The sequence below is a fragment of the Rhizomicrobium electricum genome, assembly GCF_011762045.1.
Lineage (GTDB): Bacteria > Pseudomonadota > Alphaproteobacteria > Micropepsales > Micropepsaceae > Rhizomicrobium > Rhizomicrobium electricum.
Map to the genome: position 1 here is coordinate 61,059 of NZ_JAASQS010000003.1, position 19,110 is coordinate 80,168.

2 protein-coding genes and 29 pseudogenes are annotated in these 19,110 nt (G+C 60.8%); all 31 read right to left on the reverse strand.

The annotated features are described in order from the left end of the window. Positions 1-235 precede the first annotated feature (235 nt). The gene (locus FHS84_RS22035; RefSeq protein WP_166931983.1) at positions 236-9,427 is read right to left on the reverse strand and encodes a calcium-binding protein; all 9,192 of its coding nucleotides are present in this window, start codon (positions 9,425-9,427) and stop codon (positions 236-238) included. 658 nt (positions 9,428-10,085) lie between these two features. After that, positions 10,086-10,742 (reverse strand): calcium-binding protein, encoded by a 657-nt coding sequence (locus FHS84_RS22360; RefSeq protein ID WP_344469306.1) that lies wholly within the window; start codon positions 10,740-10,742, stop codon positions 10,086-10,088. Continuing rightward, positions 10,728-11,015, reverse strand: a pseudogene (locus tag FHS84_RS22365) (calcium-binding protein); the annotation flags it as partial. The pseudogene FHS84_RS22365 and the gene FHS84_RS22360, both read right to left, overlap by 15 nt. After that, positions 11,001-11,285, reverse strand: a pseudogene (locus FHS84_RS22370) (calcium-binding protein); the annotation flags it as partial. The pseudogenes FHS84_RS22365 and FHS84_RS22370, both read right to left, overlap by 15 nt. After that, positions 11,271-11,612 (reverse strand): annotated as a pseudogene (locus FHS84_RS22375) (calcium-binding protein); the annotation flags it as partial. The pseudogenes FHS84_RS22370 and FHS84_RS22375, both read right to left, overlap by 15 nt. After that, positions 11,598-11,720: pseudogene (locus FHS84_RS22380) on the reverse strand (calcium-binding protein); the annotation flags it as partial. The pseudogenes FHS84_RS22375 and FHS84_RS22380, both read right to left, overlap by 15 nt. After that, positions 11,706-11,963, reverse strand: a pseudogene (locus tag FHS84_RS22385) (calcium-binding protein); the annotation flags it as partial. The pseudogenes FHS84_RS22380 and FHS84_RS22385, both read right to left, overlap by 15 nt. After that, positions 11,952-12,212, reverse strand: a pseudogene (locus tag FHS84_RS22390) (hypothetical protein); the annotation flags it as partial. The pseudogenes FHS84_RS22390 and FHS84_RS22385, both read right to left, overlap by 12 nt. After that, positions 12,204-12,434, reverse strand: a pseudogene (locus FHS84_RS22395) (calcium-binding protein); the annotation flags it as partial. The pseudogenes FHS84_RS22390 and FHS84_RS22395, both read right to left, overlap by 9 nt. A 36-nt stretch (positions 12,435-12,470) precedes the next feature. Then, positions 12,471-12,857 (reverse strand): annotated as a pseudogene (locus tag FHS84_RS22400) (calcium-binding protein); the annotation flags it as partial. Positions 12,858-12,896: 39 nt separating this feature from the next. Then, positions 12,897-13,043, reverse strand: a pseudogene (locus tag FHS84_RS22405) (hypothetical protein); the annotation flags it as partial. 90 nt (positions 13,044-13,133) lie between these two features. Further along, positions 13,134-13,553 (reverse strand): annotated as a pseudogene (locus FHS84_RS22410) (calcium-binding protein); the annotation flags it as partial. A 75-nt stretch (positions 13,554-13,628) separates the two neighbouring features. Further along, a pseudogene (locus tag FHS84_RS22415) lies at positions 13,629-14,018 on the reverse strand (calcium-binding protein); the annotation flags it as partial. A gap of 9 nt (positions 14,019-14,027) precedes the next feature. Further along, positions 14,028-14,438: pseudogene (locus FHS84_RS22420) on the reverse strand (calcium-binding protein); the annotation flags it as partial. 558 nt (positions 14,439-14,996) lie between these two features. Continuing rightward, positions 14,997-15,110, reverse strand: a pseudogene (locus tag FHS84_RS22425) (hypothetical protein); the annotation flags it as partial. Beyond that, a pseudogene (locus FHS84_RS22430) lies at positions 15,093-15,245 on the reverse strand (hypothetical protein); the annotation flags it as partial. The pseudogenes FHS84_RS22425 and FHS84_RS22430, both read right to left, overlap by 18 nt. After that, positions 15,225-15,797 (reverse strand): annotated as a pseudogene (locus tag FHS84_RS22435) (calcium-binding protein); the annotation flags it as partial. The pseudogenes FHS84_RS22430 and FHS84_RS22435, both read right to left, overlap by 21 nt. Beyond that, positions 15,780-15,878 (reverse strand): annotated as a pseudogene (locus FHS84_RS22440) (calcium-binding protein); the annotation flags it as partial. The pseudogenes FHS84_RS22440 and FHS84_RS22435, both read right to left, overlap by 18 nt. After that, positions 15,861-15,959 (reverse strand): annotated as a pseudogene (locus tag FHS84_RS22445) (hypothetical protein); the annotation flags it as partial. The pseudogenes FHS84_RS22440 and FHS84_RS22445, both read right to left, overlap by 18 nt. 9 nt (positions 15,960-15,968) lie before the next feature. Continuing rightward, positions 15,969-16,226: pseudogene (locus tag FHS84_RS22450) on the reverse strand (calcium-binding protein); the annotation flags it as partial. Positions 16,227-16,268: 42 nt separating this feature from the next. After that, positions 16,269-16,343: pseudogene (locus tag FHS84_RS23165) on the reverse strand (hypothetical protein); the annotation flags it as partial. Further along, positions 16,344-16,595: pseudogene (locus tag FHS84_RS22455) on the reverse strand (hypothetical protein); the annotation flags it as partial. Between the two features lie 192 nt (positions 16,596-16,787). Further along, a pseudogene (locus FHS84_RS22460) lies at positions 16,788-16,898 on the reverse strand (hypothetical protein); the annotation flags it as partial. Beyond that, a pseudogene (locus FHS84_RS22465) lies at positions 16,881-16,991 on the reverse strand (hypothetical protein); the annotation flags it as partial. The pseudogenes FHS84_RS22460 and FHS84_RS22465, both read right to left, overlap by 18 nt. Before the next feature lie 306 nt (positions 16,992-17,297). Continuing rightward, positions 17,298-17,366 (reverse strand): annotated as a pseudogene (locus tag FHS84_RS22470) (hypothetical protein); the annotation flags it as partial. Then, a pseudogene (locus FHS84_RS23170) lies at positions 17,367-17,573 on the reverse strand (calcium-binding protein); the annotation flags it as partial. It lies immediately after the preceding pseudogene. Then, positions 17,559-17,678, reverse strand: a pseudogene (locus tag FHS84_RS22485) (calcium-binding protein); the annotation flags it as partial. The pseudogenes FHS84_RS22485 and FHS84_RS23170, both read right to left, overlap by 15 nt. After that, positions 17,679-17,891 (reverse strand): annotated as a pseudogene (locus tag FHS84_RS22490) (hypothetical protein); the annotation flags it as partial. Between the two features lie 147 nt (positions 17,892-18,038). Further along, positions 18,039-18,152, reverse strand: a pseudogene (locus FHS84_RS22495) (hypothetical protein); the annotation flags it as partial. A gap of 474 nt (positions 18,153-18,626) precedes the next feature. Continuing rightward, positions 18,627-18,725: pseudogene (locus tag FHS84_RS22500) on the reverse strand (calcium-binding protein); the annotation flags it as partial. Between the two features lie 9 nt (positions 18,726-18,734). Then, positions 18,735-19,103: pseudogene (locus FHS84_RS22505) on the reverse strand (calcium-binding protein); the annotation flags it as partial. Positions 19,104-19,110: the final 7 nt, after the last annotated feature.

The window sequence follows — 19,110 nt, forward strand, 5'->3', positions numbered from 1 at the left end:
GCAACGCATTTGGTCGCTAAAATAGGTTCAATTCTACTAATGGTACATTGGCTCAAGCGTCGCGGTCAGCCCGCAACTTCATAATATGCCGGCGAACAAATACTGAACCTGCGGCTCACCAAGTCTTCAGCATGGCCTATATGGTAGACCTAGGCGGTCTGCCCCCTCACCGACAGCGGTTCGATGCCGTCGATGAGGGAGTTGTCCTAACTGAGAAAGCGCTAGAATTCGCTTCCTATCCGAGGATGAAATCACCAGCATCCAGCACGTCTATTCCAGCCAGATGGATGCTGAAGTCGGAAGTCGCGTCGCCGTTCACATCGCCTTCAACTGTAATTCCACCACCTGGATTGACTACATAGTGGAGCTCACCAGCATTGCCCAAGAACGGAGCGCTACCAACGAACACGAAGTGCTGCATTCCAACTTCAATACTGTTTGCGTCTAGTGACGAAAGATCGATCTTATCACCCTCGATCGAGCTAAAGTCCTCAATAACGTCCGCCAACGCTCCAAACCCTGTATCGGCGACATTTTCGAACAAGAACACATCTGCTCCATCGCCGCCTGTGAGAAGGTCAGTCCCCGCACCGCCAGACAGCGCGTCGTTCCCGTCACCGCCAGCCAGGGTGTCATTACCTTCAACACCCGAGAGCGAGTCATTCCCTACCAGTCCTGAAAGCTGATCGTTTCCAATATTTCCCGTCACAAAGTTGTTGCCGCTATTTCCGCCCCCAATGAAGTCTCCTTCGCCCCACGACGTAAGATTCTCCAGCGGCGCGTCTAGTGTATAGCTGCTCAGCTTTGTCATGACCGTATCGATGCCCTCGTCAGAGGCTTCGACGATCTGGTCACCTGCGTTATCAACGTAGTAGGTGTCATCGCCAACCCCACCGATCATGGAGTCGGCTCCGACCTGCCCGTACAGAGTATCATTACCCGTCTCGCCGTAGATCGTATCGTTGCCGTCCCGGCCTGCCATCGAGTCGTCGCCACCCATGCCGTGGATGGTTACACCAACTCCAGTTCCAAACATCGCAATTATGTCGTTCTGGTCGTTGCCGGTACCAGCTACAGCCCCAGAAAGAAGAATGAGAAATTCCACATTGTCGGCCATCGTATAGGATGCGGCAGTGCTGTAGATCAAATCCGTGCCTTCGTTGAAGCTCTCATTGACTTGGTCGTCGGCAGTGTTCACGTAAAATACGTCATCGCCGGCACCACCTACCATCGAGTCCGTCCCCGCACCGCCGTTCAACGTATCGTTACCGCCGTCGCCCTCGATCGTGTCCGCCCCTGCGCCACCAGTGATCCAATTACCCAAATCGTTGCCTATTCCGTGTGCTCCAGCAGCAGTGAGCATCAATTTCTCTACGTTTTCCGCCAAAACATACAAACTTAGGCTAGTGTTGACCACATCGACGCCCTGCCCCGCGGCCTCCGATACAACATCCCCTGCGTTGTCAACGTAGTATGTGTCGTTCCCTTCCCCGCCACTCATGACATCGGCACCAAGGCCACCAGTTAGCGTATCATTCCCATTTCCACCAGACAGCGTGTCGGTCCCGGACCCTCCGGTCATCGAGTCGTCGCCATCCAATCCCGCTACGCTGGCCCCTGCAGTACTCAAAATATTGATAACGTTGTTGGATGAATTGCCCGTTCCGGACACGGCTCCCGTCATCAATATAAGTCGCTCAACATCGGCGGACAGAACGTAGGAGGCTGCCGAACTGATAACACTATCCGTACCTTCGCTCGCGTGCTCCTGAATCACGTCACCAGAGTTATCAACGTAGTACACATCATTGCCGATACCACCGACTAGCGAATCTGCTCCTGATGCACCATTGAGAGTATCGTCACCAGCCGCTCCTATGAGCGTATCGTTTCCGGTGCTGCCAGATATTTGGTTGGCAAGATCGTTACCAGTTCCAGATGCTCCTCCGATCGCGAGCACCAACGATAGGTTTTCAATATTTGCTCCCAAGGTATACGTGACGGCAGAGCTGAATACTTGATCGGTACCTTCGTTTAACTCCTCAGTGACTGCATCCAGAGGATTGTCGACGAAGTACACATCGTTTCCTGCACCTCCCAACATCGAGTCGATGCCACCGTCGCCCTTGAGTGTGTCGGACCCTAATCCCCCAATCAGGGTATCATTGCCTGACAGTCCAGAAAGATTATCATTTCCGGTTCCGCCCATTACGATGTTATTGAGGTTGTTTCCAACTTCGACTGCGTTGCCGGATCCTGTATACGTTAGATTCTCGGCATTTCCCCCCAACGTATAACTCGCCAGCGTCGTCAGCACCGTATCGGTGCCTGCACCTGCCGCCTCGACCACCACGTCTCCGACGTTGTCGACCACATAGGTGTCGTTGCCGGTGCCGCCAGCCATGTTGTCTGCGCCAGCACCGCCGTTCAGCGTGTCGTTGCCGTCGAGACCTACCAGGCTGTCGTTGCCCGAGCCGCTGGTAATCGCGTTGTCGGCAGTGTTACCGGTGAGATGGACGCTCGCGCTGCCGAAGTAGAAGAGGTTTTCGATATCGGACTGCAGCGTCGTATCGCCGAGGTACGTGATGATTGTATCGATGCCGCTCGCGTCTGTAATCTGGTCAAGCGCATTGTCGACAACGTAGGTATCGTTATCGGCACCGCCATCCATACTGTCGGCACCGGCGCGACCATTGAGCGTATCGTTGCCGGCATAGCCTAACAGAGTGTCATCACCAGAACCGCCGGTCAGGCTGTTGTCGCCGGAATTGCCGGTTATGACCGCGCCCGACGAGCCCGTGTAGATCAGCGACTCGATGTAGTCCGGCAGCACATAGCCGGCCACGGAGCTGTAGACGGTATCATTGCCGCCGCCAGCAGTCTCCGCCACCACATCACTGAGATCGTCGACATAGTAGACGTCATTGCCGTCGCCGCCGGCCATGCTGTCGGCACCTTCGCCGCCGTTGAGGACGTCGTTGCCGGCGCCACCGTTGAGCGTGTCCACGCCGGCCAGACCGAACAGAGTGTCGTTGCCGTCGCCGCCGCTGACCACGTTATCCAACGCATTGCCGGTGATCATGAAGTTTCCGGCGCCGTAGGAGCCGACGTTCTCCACATTCGCGGTTGCAAGCGTATAATTCGTGATCGTGGTGAGAATGGTATCAGTGCCGCCGGTCGCGGTCTCGCTCACGATATCGGTCAGCGAGTCAACGATGTAGGTATCGTTGCCGGTGCTGCCGACCATGCTGTCGTTGCCGGTGCCGCCGTCGAGCGTGTCGTTGCCGGCGCCGCCATTCAGCGTGTCGTTACCGTCCGCGCCCGACAACACGTCGTTGCCGGATCCGGTCGTGATCACGTTGTTGAGCGCATTGCCGGTGAAGTTGAAGCTGTTGGTTCCGCTGGACGACAGGTTTTCGACGTTGTCGTAACCCAGCGTGAAGGTCGTCAGGCCCGTAATCACCGTGTCGATGCCGGAACCGGCAATCGAGTCTTCGATCACCACGTCGCCGGCGTTGTCGACATAGTAGGTGTCGTTGCCCTGCCCGCCCGTCATATTGTCGGCGCCGACGCCGCCGTTCAGCGTGTCGTTGCCGTCGAGGCCGACGAGCGTATCCGCACTGGCGCCGCCGGTGATGGCGTTGTTGGATGTATTGCCGATCAGCTCGAACGATCCGGTGCCGCTCGACGACAGATTCTCGACGTTCGCAGCCAGCGTGTACGACGCCAGCGTCGTGATGACCGCGTCGGTTCCTTCGCCCGTAGCTTCCGTGACCGTGTCGCCCGCCGAACCCACATAATAGGTGTCGTTGCCCACGCCACCCGCCATGCTGTCGTCGCCGCCAAGGCCGTTCAAGGTGTCGTTGCCGGCAAGGCCCAGCAGCGTGTCATTGCCCGAGCCGCCCGTGATGACGTTGGCGAGTTCATTGCCGGTCCCCTCAATTGCGGCGGAGCCGTTGTAAGTGAGGTTTTCGAGACCCGAACCCGTGCCCAATGCGTAGGACGCCAATGTCGTGATGACGGTATCCGTGCCGCCGCTTCCAGCCGAAGTCTCGTCGGCCACATCAAGCGCGGAGTCGACGTAATAGGTGTCGTTGCCAAGGCCGCCGACCATCACGTCATCGCCAGCGCCGCCATTCAGCGTGTCGTTGCCGTCCAGGCCGGTGAGTACGTCATTGCCCACCCCGCCTGTGATCACGTTGGCCAGCGCATTGCCGGTCAACGAGAAGTCGCCGGAACCGAAGGCCGACAGGTTCTCGACATTAGTGCCCAGCGTGTAAGACGCGATGGCCGTATTTACGAGATCCGTGCCGCTGCTGCCGGTGGTGGTTTCGTCAACGACATCGCTGCCGGAATCCACGTAATAGACGTCATTGCCAGCACCGCCAGCCATGGTGTCGTCGCCGCCACGGCCGTCGAGCGTATCGTTGCCCGTCAAACCCGAGAGCGAGTCGTTGTCGGCACCGCCGATGATGTAGTTGTTGGAGGTATTGCCGATATCGGTCGAGGAACCGGTGCCAGCAAACGTCAGGTTCTCGACATAGCCTCCCAGCGTGTAGCTGGAGGCCGTCGAAATCACGGTGTCGGTGCCGCCCGTAGAGCCTTCGGTGATGATATCGCCGGTCTGATCGACATGGTACGTGTCGTTGCCGAGGCCACCGACCATGGTGTCGTTGCCCACGCCGCCATCGATGGTGTCGTCGCCGGTCGAGCCTGTGATCACGTTATTGGCATCATTACCGGTTCCGGCGAAGTTGCCGGCGCCGTTGAACGTCAGGTTTTCGATATCCGTGTGCGAAGCCAGGCTGTAGGCGTTGAGAGTCGTGACGATGGTGTCCGTACCGCCGGCGTCGGTGACCGTATCGCCGGCATCATCCACCTTGTAGGTGTCGTTGCCGAGGCCGCCGATCAGAACGTCGGCGCCCGCGCCGCCGTCCAACGTGTCGTTGCCCGCGCCACCGGTGATCTGGTTGGCAGCCGCGTTTCCGGTCAGATTGAACGGGCCGGTACCGGACGACTGCAGATTTTCAATGTCCGTCTGGCTGGCGAGAGAATACGTCGTCAGCGTGGTAACGATCGTATCGGTGCCGCTGCTGTCGGTGATCTGGTCGCCCGTACTGTCGACCTTGTAAGTGTCGTCGCCCGCACCGCCCGTGAGGCTATCCGCACCAGCGCCGCCGTCCAGACTGTCGTTGCCGTCGCCGCCGGTGATCTCGTTCGCGAGGGTGTTGCCCGTGAGCGTGAAATCACCCGACCCCGATGCGACCAAGTTCTCGACATAGGACGCGAGCGTAATGGAATGCACCGTCGTCCGGACTGTATCGGTACCACCCGTCGAGGTTTCGACGATGCTGTCGGTGGTGGCATCGACGAGGTAGACGTCGTTGCCGGCTCCGCCGGTCATCGTGTCGTTGCCCACGCCGCCATCGATCGTGTCGTCGCCGGTCGAGCCCGTGATCGCGTTGTTGGCGTCATTACCGGTTCCGGCGAAGTTGCCGGCACCGTTGAACGCCAAGTTTTCGATATCCGTGTGCGAAGCCAAGCTGTAGGCGTTGAGGGTCGTGACGATGGTATCCGTGCCGCCCGCGTCGGTCACCGTATCGCCGGCGTCATCCACCTTGTAGGTATCGTTGCCGAGGCCGCCGACCAGAACGTCAGCGCCTGTGCCGCCGTCCAGCGTGTCGTTGCCCGCACCGCCGGTGATCTGATTGGCAAGCGCATTTCCGGTCAGATTGAACGCGCCGGTACCGGACGACTGCAGATTTTCAATGTCCGCCTGGCTGGCGAGAGAATACGTCGTCAGCGTGGTGATGATCGTGTCGGTGCCGCTGCTGTCGGTGACCAGGTCGCCCGCATTGTCGACTTTGTAGGTGTCGTCGCCCGCACCGCCGGTCAAAATGTCCGCGCCGGTCCCGCCGTCCAAAATGTCATTGCCGTCACCACCGGTGATCTCGTTCGCGAGGGTGTTGCCCGTGAGCGTGAAAGCGCCGGATCCCGAAGAAACCAGGTTCTCGACATAGGATGCAAGCGTAAAGGCCTGTGCCGTCGTGTAGACCGTGTCGGTACCGCCCGTCGCGGTTTCAACGATGCTGTCGGCGGTGGCATCGACGAGGTAGACGTCGTTGCCTGTTCCGCCCGTCATCGTGTCTTTGCCGGCGCCGCCATCCAGCGTGTCATTTCCGACTCCGCCGACGATCGCGTTGTTGAGAGCGTTGCCGGTTCCGGCAAATCCAACCGCCGGGTCGGTGCCGTCGTAGGTGAGGTTCTCCACCCCTTCCGCCAGCGCGTAAGCCGCGAGCGTCGTGTGGACGAGATCCGTACCGGCGCTTCCCGCGCTCGTCTCGTCGACAATGTCGCCCACCGAGTCCACCACATAGGTGTCGTTACCGGCGCCGCCAGCCATGCTGTCGTCGCCAGCACCGCCAACAAGAGAGTCGTTGCCGGCGTTGCCGATCAAGGTGTCGTTGCCGAGATCGCCCCGAAGCGTGTCGTTCGACGCGCCGCCGGTGATGATATTGTCTTGGGCGTCGCCGGTGCCGGAGAATGCACTGGTTCCGGTGTAGGTGAGGTTCTCGATATTGGCATAGCTGGCGAGCGAAACGCTGGTCAGAGCCGTCGCGATCGTATCGGTGCCTTCACCCGCATTCTCGAGAATGACGTCGGACGCGCTGTCGACCACATAGGTATCGTTGCCGGTACCACCTGCCATGCTGTCGTTGCCGGCGCCGCCATTGAGGCTGTCGTTTCCGTCATTGCCAAGCAGCGTGTCGTTGCCGGTGCTTCCGCTCAACGTGTCGTTGCCGGCATTGCCGGTGATCACGTTGTTGAGCGTGTTGCCGGTCCCCGTGAAATCTCCGGTTCCGTCAGCAACCAGGTTCTCGACATAGGTCGACAACGTATAAGAGCTCGAGGTCGCCCTGACGGTGTCTATACCGCCGGTCGTACCCGACGTATCGCTGACGATGTCGCTGGCTGAATCGACCAAATAGGTGTCATCGCCCGCGCCGCCGACCAGGGAGTCATTGCCCGCGCCGCCATCGAGCGTGTCGTTGCCCGTTCCGCCGCTCAGTGTGTCGTTGAGGCTGCCGCCGATCAGATAGTTGTCGAGCGTATTGCCGGTGCCGTTGAAGGTAGCGCTGCCGGCATAGGTCAGGTTTTCAACGTTCGAGCCGAGCGTATAGGCCGAAAGCGTCGTGATAACCGTATCGCGGCCTTCGCTTGCAGCTTCCACGACCTTATCGAGGGCCGCGTCGACGTAATAGGTATCGTCGCCCAGGCCGCCGGTCATGCTGTCCGCACCGGCGCCACCGATCAGCGTGTCGTTGCCGTCAAGTCCCACGAGCGTGTCGTTGAGACCGCCGCCGACGATCTGGTTGTCGAGTTCGTTGCCGGTGCCGGTGAACGCCGCAGCCCCGGTATAAGTGAGGTTTTCGACGCCGGAATCCAACGTATAGGTCGCCAACGCCGTTAGGATGGTATCGGTGCCCTCGTTCGCGGCTTCGGTAACTGTATCGCCCGCGGCGACAAGATAAGTGTCGTCGCCATCGCCACCGGCCAGCGAGTCCGAACCGTCGCCGCCGTCCAGGCTGTCGTTGCCAGCGCCGCCATTCAGCGCATCGTCTCCGACGCCACCAACCAGAGTGTCGTTGCCGCCGCTGCCGCTGAGGATGTCGTTGGCATCACGGCCGTCGATGCTGTCGTCTCCGCCGCCGCCAACGATGGTGTCGCCAGCCAGCGAACCGACGAACGTCTCGCCACCATCGCCGAGAACCGTGTCGATGCCGGTCATCGGGTCATAACCCTGGACGAAATTGGCGGTCGTCAAATGGTGGATGTAGGTGTCTTCCAGAACGAGCACGGTCTCCCAGCCCGACGCGGTCCCGGTGCCGTCAGCATCATATTGCAGCAGCGCATCGGCGCCGCTTTGCACAATTTGCATGTAGCCGGTCTGGAACGGATTCGAGTCTGTCGTGGGAAGCGATGCCAGGTAGCCATCCCAGTTGAAGTACCCGACAGCATCCGTGACGGCCAGTTCGAGCGTAAAGGTGGTCGACGCCCCCGCCGCCAAGCTCGTCGCGACGAGCGCGGCCGGCGTATCGGAGTCCAAGCCATCGGTAGCGGCGACGATCTTGGCCTCGACCGGCCCGGCGCTGGTCTGGGCCGTCCACGCCTGCTGCGACGCATCCCACGAGCCGAACGTGTAGCCGAAACTGGTAAGCGTGAAGAGATCGTAGAGGTTGGTGAGTTCGGTCGAACCCTCGTTGGTGACCGTGAAGGTGAACGCGTAGTGATGCAATCCGTCCGCCTGCATGGAGAGATCGGTGACGCCGGTCTGCGTCCATGTGTATTGGTCGTCCGCAACCAGCGGCGCTTCGTAGAACAGCAGATCGAGCGCGTCCCCATGGGGACCGGCCGTGAAATCGGTGATCGTGCTGACATCCACACCCGGCGCAACATCTGCCGGCGACAAAACAAACGTGTCGCTGCCGGCGCCGCCGGTCAACGTATCCGAACCACCGCTGCCGTCGAGCGTGTCGTTGCCCGCGCCACCCGTGATCACGTTGTCCGCGGCATTGCCAGTGCCGGCGAAATTGCCGGTGCCCGAATAGGCGAGATTTTCCAGATCGGCCGCCGTAGCAAACGTATAAGAGTTCGGAACGAGCGCAAAACGCGCCAAGCTTGTGACGACGGTGTCCGTGCCCTCGCCTGCCTGTTCAACGACATCCGTCTTGGCGGAGTCGATATAATAAGTGTCATTGCCGTCGCCGCCGGTGAGCGTGACGTTGCCCGCGCTGTCCGCGAGCGTGTCGTTGTACGAAGTGCCCATCACCAGCTGAATGTTGTGGAGCTCATCGGTGTTGCCGAAGCCATCCGTGGCCACGCCCGTCGCCAGGTTCACATTCACGCCGGCAGGATCCGTGCTGTAATCGGCCGTATTGGTGCCTGCACCGCCATCGAGCGTGTCGTTGCCGGCGCGACCGATCAACACATCGTTGCCGGCTCCGCCGATGATGTGGTTTCCGATGTTGTTGCCGACGCCATAGAAATCACCGGTACCGGTGAATGTGATGTTCTCGACGTCTTCAGGCGCGGCATAGCCGTTCAGGGTCGTCATGACCGTGTCGGTGCCGCTGCCGGGATTTTCGATCACCAGATCGGCTGAACTGTCGACATAATAGGTGTCGTCCCCCAACCCACCGAGCATACGATCAAAACCCGCCCCGCCATCCAGCGTATCGTTGCCGCTGTCTCCGAGCAGACTGTCGTTGCCGGCGCCACCATTGAGGCTGTCATCCCCGATGCCGCTGTTGAGCGTGTCGTTACCGGCCAAACCACTCAACGTGTCGTTCCCGCTCAATCCAACGATGGAATCCGCGCCGCTGGTGCCGATCAGGTTGTCATTGCCGCTGGTGCCGGTGATGGTCATGGGACACTCCTGGTTTGGATTGATTGGGACGGCGCCAACTCGGGCCCGTGGAATTGATAAGACGCATTCGACGAATGGTTCGCCCACGGACAGATCGGACCGATCGAGTCCGGCCACGTCCTTTCAGAATGTGTGCAGATGGCGGAAAGACCGCGCGCCCACCAGGCGAGAACCCCCACGTCGACTTACCCCCTATTTTGCAGAAATGCTTATCACTTCGTGAATACTTCAACAACCAGAATCACTTCTGCAAATACTTTATGCAACCTGATATCGACACGATATTTCTCAGTAAATGCATATGCATACTGCAACTAACGATAATCATCCGCATTATCATAATGGCTAACGGCTGGGGACTAGCGAAGGAGTTGTAATCTTCACTGTGTCGTTAACCAATCTGCATTTTTGCGACCGCCTCACGGTTGCAAGTTCTTCTAAGCGGACAACGCTGCGCCACGGGCTCTCACGCGGGGAGATGGGGGAGCGCGCCTGGCTTTATTTGGGAGTTCAATTTCGGTGAATGCTCAGGCCCTTCGGCGCCAGATCCCATGAAGACCACGCCAGAGTTGACCGGGCTGCGATCTTGTCTTGATCGGCGCCCCGGCCAGCAGCCCGGAAAAATGGACTGCTGGCCGTGAGCCGAACACCGCCGCGCTTACAGTACGAAGTCGCTGGACGTCAGGGACGCCACACCCGCCACATCAAGGTTGAAGTCGGCCACACCGTCGCCATTCACATCGCCCTGGACGATCACGCCGCCGCTGGGGTTCACCACATAGTGCAGTTCGCCCGCGTGGTGCGAGAACGCTGCCCCACCGACGAAGCTGAAGTGCTGCGACCCGAGCGTGCCGGTGTCGGCGTCGATCGACGAGAGCACGATCCGATCACCTTCCGCATGGCTGAAGTCGAGAATCGTGTCGTGCGTCGCACCAGTGGCGAGATCGGAGAAGTTGAACGCGAACCTGTCGGCCCCGGAGCCACCCGTGACAGCATCGGCGCCCAATCCACCTGATAACGTGTCGTTACCCTCGCCCCCATACAGAACGTCGTTGCCCGAACCGCCAACTATGCTGTCGCTTCCTCCGGCACCGGAGACGATAGTAGAGGCGGCACCCAGTACGACGATCATATTGCTGAGGCCATTTCCTGTAGCGGAGCTCCCAGCTAGAACACCAAGGTTTTCGACGTTTTCGGCGAGCGTGTAGCTCGCAATCGAGCTAAAGACCCAGTCCGTTCCCTGACTTGAGTTTTCTGAAACCACGTCAGCAATGTTGTCGACGTAATACACATCGTCGCCAGCACCGCCCACCATTGAGTCAGCCCCTACGCCGCCATTCAACGAGTCATTTCCACCAAATCCGTAGAGGGTATCATTTCCCAGAGTGCCGCTAATTGCGTTGGCAATGTCATTGCCAGCACCACAGGCTGCAGATGTGGAGGTCAAGTTAAGATTTTCGACATTTGCAGATAGCGTGTAATTGGCTGCGCTACAGAAAACCTTATCTGTGCCTTGCGTTGCGGCTTCCAGGATTACATCGCCAGTTTCATCAACATAGTACACATCGTCTCCAGTCCCACCGTTCATCGAGTCTACACCAGATCCACCATTGATGGTGTCGTTTCCTCCAGCTCCGCTAATCGTATCCGCGCCATAGCCACCAGTTATGTAGTTGGCGAGATCGTTACCAGTGCCAATGGTCGCCGTTGACGTGAGCACAAGATTTTCGACGTTCTCTGGCAGTATGTACGCGTCCGCAGAACTATAGACTTGGTCCGTACCTTCGCCGGGATTCTCAAGAATGCAATCACCAGCCGTGTCGACGTAATAGTAGTCGCTTCCATCACCACCGATCATAACGTCCAGCCCGGAGCCGCCGTTGATCGAGTCATTTCCGATGCCACCGTCAAGCGTGTCATTTCCGACATTGCCGGTGATACAGTCGTCTCCACCGAGACCTGACACGTAGACGCTCGACATCGTAGCGACCGCAATCACGTTACTCTGAGCATTGCCCGTGCCTGACACTGCTCCTGCGAGCAAGCCGAAATTCTCGATGTTGTCGCCTATTGTATAGGCCGCAATTGAGCTAAACGCCCAATCAGTGCCGCTGTCCGCATACTCTAGAACCTGATCGGCCATATCGTCGATATAGTAAATGTCATCGCCAGCACCTCCCGACATGTAATCCGCGCCTAGATCGCCATTCAACTTGTCATTGCCGGCACCGCCAATCAGCGTGTCATTACCAATGCCTCCGGTCAGCGCGTCATTTCCTATATCGCCGATCAGTGAATCATTGCCCGATTGGCCATACAAGGTGTCGTTTCCGGAATTTCCCGTGATGGTATTATCAGAGCTATTCCCATAGCCCGTGAAATCGCCGGGATTGGAAGCAGTCAATATTTCGATCCCACTCCACAACGCGTAACTGGATGTCAAGGCGAGGACTGTGTCGACTCCTCCCGCAGCCAATTCCACTACGAGAACGTTCGGATCAGTGACGATATAGAGGTCGTTTCCTCCGTCGCCCACTAGCCGATCCGCACCACCGTTTCCTTCAAATGTATCGTTCCCCGCCCCGCCGGTGATCGTTTCAGCCGCTGCGGTTCCGATGCCGTGGAAGTCGCCGGTGCCGACGAATGTCAGAGCTTCGACGTTTGCCAGGTTGGTGTACTCATTCAGGGTCGTCTTGATCGTGTCCGTGCCGGCGCCCACGTCCTCCACAACGGAGTCGCCGACGCTGTTCACGAAGTAGACCTCATTGCCCGCGCCGCCGGCCATCGTGTCGTTGCCGCCGTCACCGTCTAGCGTGTCGTTGCCATCCAGACCGGACAGGCTGTCATTCCCGACATTGCCGGTGATGATGTTGTTGAGATTGTTGCCGGTTCCGGTGAAGTCCACCGCGGACGTTTCGATCAGGATTTCGACGTTGGCGCCCAGGGTATAGCTGGCCGCTGTCGAGAGCACTGTATCGATGCCACGGTTTGCGCCTTCGGTCACCACATCGGATGAGCTGTCGACAATGTAGGTGTCATTGCCGCCATCGCCAACGAGTGTGTCGGCTCCAGCGCCACCGTCAAGGGTGTCGGCGCCGCCACCAGACGTGATGATATTGGCCGACGCATTACCGGTGCCGGCAAACGCGCCGGTGCCGGTGAACGTGAGGTTCTCGACATTGGCATACAGCGAGAACGCAGACGCATCCGTATTCACCGTATCATTGCCGCCGCCGACGGCTTCGACCACGACATTGGCTGCATCGTGGATGACGTACAGATCGTTGCCGCCATCGCCAGCGAGGGTCAGTGCGCCTGTGCCGCCGGTGAGCGTGTCGGCGAAGGTCGAGCCGGCCACGGCTTCGATGCCGATCAGGCTGTCGTTGCCGGCGCCGCCGGTTACTGCACCAGTTGCCAGATTGACGTTCACGCCGGCCGTTGCCGTGCTGTAGTCGGCGGTGTCGTTGCCGCCGCGACCATCGATCGTGTCGGCACCTGCGCCACCCGTCAGGGTGTCGTCGCCGTCACCGCCGGTGACCAGGTTGTTGCCGGCATCGCCGACCAGATGGCCGCCGCCGACGCCTTCCCAGGCCAGGTTTTCGATATTGGCCGCCAAAGTCCCGGTGCCTGACGTGAAGACGATCGTGTCGATGCCGCCGGTGTCGACGATCTGGTCGGCCCCTTCGACATAGTACGTGTCGTTGCCGTCGCCGCCCGACAGGGTGTCAGCACCGGCGCCGCCGCGCAGCGTATCGTTGCCGAGACCGCCGTCGAGGCTGTCGTTGCCATCGCCGGAGTCGCCGATCAGCGAGTCATCGCCGCCAAGGCCGATCAGCGTATCGTTGCCGCCGAAGCCTTCCAACGTATCGTTGCCGCCATACGGCAGGCCATCGACGGTGACAACCTCGCCGCCGGTGATGACGTTATCGAGATCGTTGCCGTTGCCGGTGAAGCCGGAGGTTGCGGACGGAGCAATACCGTTGAAGGTGAGGTCTTCGACGTTGTCGGCAAGCGTGTAGATCGCGAGATCGGTCAGCACGGTATCATGGCCGCTATCCGCCGCCTCCGAGACCACATCGCCAGCGTTGCCGACGTAATACACGTCGTCGCCAAGTCCGCCGATCATGGAGTCGATACCGTCACCGCCGTTCAACGTATCGTTGCCGCTGATGGTCGAAGCCGGATCGACGGCGTCGCCATACAGCGTGTCGTTGCCGGCATCGCCGCGCAGTTCATCGTTGCCGCCGTTGCCGACCATGCAATCGTCACCGCCGAAGCCTTCGAACGTGCCGGGGTTACCGATGATGGTTTCGCCCGGTCCGTCGTTGCCGGCGCCGCCGATCAACGTGTCGGAAGCCGTGCTGGCGTCGTAGGTTCCACCCACCGTGGCGGGTGTCAGCAACACATCCACGTCGTCGCCGCGGAAGTAGACGTCATGGACGCCAACCAGCAGGTCGGTGTCGCCCAAGGCAGTGCCCTGGTCGGCAAAGTTGTCGACCACGATATAGACGTCATTGGTCGGATCCAGGTCGCCCTGATCGCTGAGCAGCGCAATGGTGTAATGGCTGCGCGGACCGTCGTAGTAGGCCACGTCGGTACCGCCACCGCCGTACAGCGAGTCGGAACCGGCGCCGCCGAACAGGCTGTCGTCGCCGGTGCCGCCAAGCAGCGTGTCATCCGCTTCCAGGCCGATGATGCTGTCGTTGTCGGCGCCGCCGTCCAGCGTGCCGTCGCCGCGCAGCGTGTCGAACCCGGCATCGCCCATCAGATGGCCGGAGCCGCTGATGGAGTCATTGCCGTCGCCGCCGTTCAGGCCGCTCGGGTTGATCATCAGGTTCCTGAGATCGAGGCGATCGCCATAGAGCCACGCGCCCTCGAGCGTGACAGTGAAGCCTGCTTCGAAATCATTGATGACGTCCGCAGCCGATCCCGGCTGCCAGGTGACCACATACAGGTCCGGACCAGCGCCGCCGTTGTACACGTCGGAACCGCTGCCCTGCGAAACGTTCATGAACACGTCGGCGCCTTCAAGGCCTGTGAACGCGTTGTTGCCCTGATCGTCGACAAACGTGTCGCATCCGCTCGTGCCCACGAAGCTGTCGTCACCGACATGACCTGCGAAGGTCAGCCCCGGAATGGAATGGTCGACGGAATACTGGCTGAAGAAGCCGTAGTCGTAATTTCCCGTCGCAACCGCGCCAGGGTTGACGCCGATAAGCTTGAGCACCGTCTCCCAGCCGCCCGAACCGTCGGGGCCATCCGCGTCGACTTGCAGCAAGGTATTGCCGCTGCCGTCGCTGACGAGCTGGAGGTAACCCGCCGTCAGCGGATCGACTGATGTGCCGGTAATCGTGTCGTTGCCGGCATCGCCAAACAACGCACCGGTGCCGGTGATCACGTCGTCACCACCGCCGCCATGCAGCGTGCCGGTGCCGCTGAGCGAGTCATTGCCCGCCGCAACCAGGTCTGCCGGATCGGTGGAGTCGCCATAGAGCACGCCAATGCCGTGCAACGTGTCGTTGCCTTCGCCGCCAACCAACGAGCTCGAGCCGTACCGGCCGGTGCCGCTGTTGAGGTTGTCGTTTCCGGCATCGCCGGTCAGCGTGTTCGCACCGTCGGTCGCGACGATGGTGTCGTTACCAGCACCGCCATCGAGGACATTGCGATCCTTGCCGCCGTCGATCGAGTCGTTGCCGCCATTGCCGTAGACCGTATCGTCGCCGTACGCACCCGTGATGGTGTCGTCGCCACCCGTGGCGTCAGCTGCGTCCGTGGAGTCGCCGTACAGCAGATCGGGACCGTCATAGCCGTCGATGATGTCGTGGCCATGGCCGCCCGCCACCGTGTCGTGACCCGCGCCGCCGAGCAGCACGTTGTGACCGGTACCGTCCGCGGTGATGGAGTCATCGCCGCTGCCGCCATCGATGTAGTTGTTGCCGTCGCCGCCGGCCAGCGTATCGCCGTCGCCGAACGCGGTGTCCACCGGATTGGTGTTGCCGTCGCCGCCGAGGATGATGTCGTCGCCCGCCGTGCCGGTCTCGTTGACGGAAACCGTCGTGAGGCTGTCGTCGATCACCACGCCGATGCTCGGATCGGCCGTAGTGATCTCCGACATGTCCTGCATGAAGGCCAATGTCTGGACATCATGCAGTTCGTCTTTGCCGTCGCCGCCGAGGACAACGTGGTTTGCGCCTTCCGCAAGGATTCCAATGCCCGTGTGGTCGATGGTGACGATATTGCCGTTCTCATCGAGCGCCACGGAATAGCTGTCGCGTGCGTGTTCGAACAAGACGTAGTTGTTTTCGCCCGGAGCCGCGTCGGTCGAGCTGGTGGCACCGTAGATGGTGTCGTTGCCGCTGCCCGCGAACATGGCGTCATCGCCGGCATCGCCTTCCATGACGTCGTTGCCGGTGCCCGCGTCGAGCATATCCTGCCCCGCACCGCCGGACAGAGTGTCGTCGCCGCTGTCGCCGCTGAGGCTATCCGAGCCCTGGCCGCCCGACAGGCTGTCAGCGCCCGCATTACCGGAGATGGTGTCGCTATCGTTTCCGCCGTAGACGCTATCGGCTCCGGCGCCGCCATAGAGCTCGTTGCCGGAGTTGCCGCCGACGATGTAATCGTCGCCGCCCGTGCTGGAACTCGGATCCGTGCCGTCGCCATAGGCGATATTGAAGCCCGAGCCCGTCCAGATGAAGTCGTTGCCGTTGCCGCCAACGATGGTGTCGTTGCCGCCCGCCGGATCGTTCGGATCGGTGGAGTCGTCACCGTACAGGAAGTCGACGCCGTCGCCGCCGAGCACGCAGTCGTTGCCCGCGCCGCCATAGGCTTCGTCGTTGAAGCTGCCGGCATCGATCGTGTCGTTTCCGGCGTTGCCGTACAGGACATCGTTCTCGGTGCCGCCGATGATGGAGTCGTTGCCGCCATTGCCGGCAACCGAGTCGCCACCCGAACGGCCGTCCAGCGTGTCATTGCCGGAGCCGCCGAGAACCGTGTCGTCGCCCGATCCCGGATAGGTCGACTGCAGACCCGGCACATAACCCGGCCAATGCGTGGCAGCCGGATCGCCGATGTAGTCGTCGGAGATGCTGGCGCTGTCGTCGATGAGGTGGCCAGGGTTGGCCGCGGCGACGTAGTTGCCGTCGGCGAACACGAGGTTATTGATGCCCATCAGAACATCGGTGCCATCCGGCGAACCCGGACGATTGTCGGTCACGATGACCGGAGCGCTCGGCAGGAGCGCAACGCCGGCCGTAATGGTGATCGTATTGCCTTCGGCATCGACCTGCGTGACCGTGTACTGGTCGCGCGTACCGCTGTAACGCGCGGTGTCGTTGCCCAGCGCATCATGGCCGCCGCCGACGATAGTGTCGTTGCCGCTGCCGCCGATGAAGGAGTCGTTACCCGCGCCGCCGAGCAGCAGATCGCTGTCCTGATCGCCGTCGAGCGTGTCGTTGCCGGCATCGCCTTCCAGCGAATCCCGGCCGTACCAGCCGTACAGCGAGTCATTGCCGGCGTTGCCGACCAGGGACTCGTTGCCGGAATACGGCCACCACGGACCATACATGATGCCATTGAGGGTGTCGTCGCCGGCGCCGCCATAGGCCGTATCGTTGGTGGTGTAGATCAGATCGTTGCCGCCGACCGCATCATTCGGATCGGTGGAGTCGCCGTACAACGTGCCGTTACCGTGCAACGTATCGTTGCCCGCCGTGCCGCTGCCGTCGCCGACCAGGATGGATTCGAACAAATAGCCGCTGTTGAGGCTGTCGTTGCCGTCGCCGCCGATCAGCGTGCCGCCACCCGACAATGTATCGTTGCCGAGTTCGCCAATAATGTAGTTATGGCCGCCCGTGCTGGCACCGCCAGCCGAGAGGACGTCGTTGCCGTCACCGCCACTGATCGAATTTTCGCCCGTGCCGGCATAGACAGAGTCGTCCCCTGCATGCCCGTAAACGACGTTGTTGCCGTTGCCGAGATAGACGAGATCGGAGCCGTCGTTGCCCAGGACGGTATTGGCACCGTCGTCGGCAAAGATGGTGTCGTTGCCTTCGTTACCCGCGAGCAGATTGTCGCCGGCATCGCCGTAGATTTCATCGTCGCCAGTACCGCCGGAAATGGCGTCCGTGCCGTCGCCACCGCGCAGCACGTCGTTGCCGTCGCCGCCGAAGATGGTGTCGTTGCCCGCACCACCGGAGATGATGTCGTTGCCGACCAGGGTCGCACCGACGCTGTCGACGCTCGGGCCGCCCATCAGGCAATCATCGCCCGCATCGCCGACGATGCTGTCGTCGTAACTGCCGCCGGTGATCGTATCGCCGTCCACCGTGCCAAGGATGATGGTGCCGGTGTTGGTGAGGTCCACGGCGAAGTCGTAACCGCCGAGGTCGTTGAAATGCAGCGTTTCGACCCCGCGCACGTGATCGAGGCCCTGGTTGTCCGAATTGAACAGCGAGTTGTCGACCACGACATAGGCGCCCGTGCCATCCTGGATGATGGACGAGAAGGTGCGCCGCGAATTGTAGAGCGCGAGATCGGTGCCGTCGCCGCCGTCGATCGAATCGTTGTCGGAATTGCCGCGGAGATCGTTTCCGCCGCCGTACAACGTATCGTCGCCGACGCCGCCGATCAGCGTGTCGTTGCCGTACCAGCCCCACAGCGAGTCGGCGCCTTCGTTACCTTCGAAGGATTCCGCACCGGAGTACGGCCAGCCGTACAGCGTCCACATGATGCCGTTGAGCGTATCGTCGCCAGTTCCGCCAAACGCGATGTCGTCGGTCGTCTGGATGGAGTCGTTACCTTCACCGCCCCACAGCGTGCCGTTGCCGTACAGGGAGTCATTGCCGGCCGCGCCGTAAAGGACGGCGTAAGGATCGTATGCGCTGTTGAGGGAGTCGTCGCCAACGCCGCCGTCGAGGGTCGCCGGACCGTCGGTGGCCGAGGTCGACAGATACCACGGACGCGACAAGGTATCGTTGCCGGCATCGCCTTCCAGCGAGTTGGAGCCGGTAATCAGGTCGTTATCGTCGCCGCCGATCAACTGATCGTGCAGCCCGGTGCCGAACAGCGTGTCGTTCCCGGCGTCGCCATAAATCGTACCGGTACCGCCGATGCTGTCGGAGCCTGCTTCGCCGTAGATTTCGTTGTAGTCGGCCGTATCGGTGATGACGTCGGCGCCTTCGCCGCCGTGGATCGTATCGTTGCCTTCGCCGCCGTCGATGGTGTCGTTGTCGGCTTCGCCGAAGATCGAGTCTTCGCCATCGCCGCCATACATATGATCGAGACCGGCATAGCCGTACAACGTGTCGTTGCCGGCATCGCCATAGATGACGTCGTTGCCGAAGTCGCCGTAGATGAGATCGGCGCCGTTGTCGCCCGACAAGATGTCGTTGCCGACATCGCCATTGGCACCGACGTTGCTGTCCGGTCCGCCGTAGATGGTGTCGGGACCGAAATCGCCGGTCAGGATGTCGTCCAGCGTCGTGCCCGTGAGGATCGCGCCGAATACGCCGCCCGGTACGATGAGATCGACCGAGCCGCCGTTATCGAACACCAGATGTTCGACACCGATCAGCGTGTCGCTGCCATCGGCACCCGTGACGGTCGCGTTGCCATGCCCGTCATCGGTGATGACGTAATCATGGATGGAGCCGGTCTGCCGGCCGGAGAAGTGCGCCACGTCGTAG